The organism is Actinocrinis puniceicyclus, assembly GCF_018283645.1.
Lineage (GTDB): Bacteria > Actinomycetota > Actinomycetes > Streptomycetales > Catenulisporaceae > Actinocrinis > Actinocrinis puniceicyclus.
The window spans coordinates 1-1,092 of record NZ_JAGSXH010000340.1 but is presented as its reverse complement, the minus strand read 5'-3'; the positions used below and the strand labels follow the sequence as shown (position 1 = coordinate 1,092).

1 protein-coding gene and 1 pseudogene are annotated in these 1,092 nt (G+C 65.9%); both read left to right on the top strand.

Annotated elements, in window-relative coordinates; all coding sequences use genetic code 11:
• Positions 1 to 209 (top strand): annotated as a pseudogene (locus tag KGA66_RS29180) (site-specific integrase); the annotation flags it as partial.
• 66 nt (positions 210 to 275) lie between these two features.
• Positions 276 to 1,043: a group II intron maturase-specific domain-containing protein gene (locus KGA66_RS29175; protein ID WP_211472844.1), complete on the top strand. Its 768-nt coding sequence runs from the start codon at positions 276 to 278 to the stop codon at positions 1,041 to 1,043.
• Positions 1,044 to 1,092: the final 49 nt, after the last annotated feature.

Below are 1,092 nucleotides of genomic sequence, written 5' to 3'. Positions count from 1 at the left end.
TACAAGCCCGCCTGGCGGAAGCCCACCGCGAAGCCTGGATCGGCGAGATCGAAGGACTCGAAGTCAGCCTCAACGGCGCCAAACAGAAACTCGCACTACTCGACACCGGCAAATCCACCCGCACCACAGCCACCAACCTCGGCATGCCCGGATTCGCCCAAATCGCAGGCCGCTCCGGCACCGCCGCGCTGCCAACACCCGCCATCTAACTCACCACCGAGAACCAGCCGCCATCGACTGAAAACTAGTTCAGAGAAGACAAGGGCCTGGACTTCTTGGGCTTCAACGTCCGCCGCTACGGGCCGAAACTGCTGATCAAACCCAGCAAAGGGGCCGTCAAGCGCATCCGCAAGCGGCTGTCCGCCGAGATCACGGCCCTGCGCGGGGCCAACGCCTCGGCGGTCATCCGCACGCTCAACCCGATCGTGCGGGGATGGGCCGCCTACTACCGGGGCGTGGTGTCCACGGAGACGTTCCAGAGTCTGGATCACTATCTGTGGGCCCTGACCTACAAGTGGGCGCTCTTCCGCCACAACCGGCGCTCGAAGCACACGATCGTCGATCGGTACTTCGGGCGGTTCCACCCCGACAGGCGGACTCGGTGGGTGTTCGGCGACCGGGAATCGGGCGCCTACCTCCTCCAGTTCGCCTGGACGAAGATCGTCCGGCATGACCTGGTCAAGGGCAGGGCGTCACCCGACGACCCCGCGATGGCCGAGTACTGGGCCAAGCGCCGCCGCAAGAACGGCGACGCGCCGCCGATCGGGAGCAAACGGCTGCACCTGCTGCGCAAACAGCAGGGCCGCTGCCCGGTCTGCAACGGCCTGCTGCTGTACGCCGAGCACCCACCGCACTCTCCCGAGGAATGGGAGCAGTGGGCCAAGGCGCTCCGCAAAGCGATCACGGTGAACGCGATCGCGGTTACGGACGGCGGCACGGGCGAGAAGGAACAACGCCTCGTCCACGAACACTGCCGACTGCGCAAGAGAGCACGAGGCAGTCCGATAGCGCAGAGGGCCTGTGAGCCTACAGGGCTTGCTTGAGCCGTGTGCCGCTACAAGTGGCACGCACGGTTCTTAGGGGGCCGGGGCC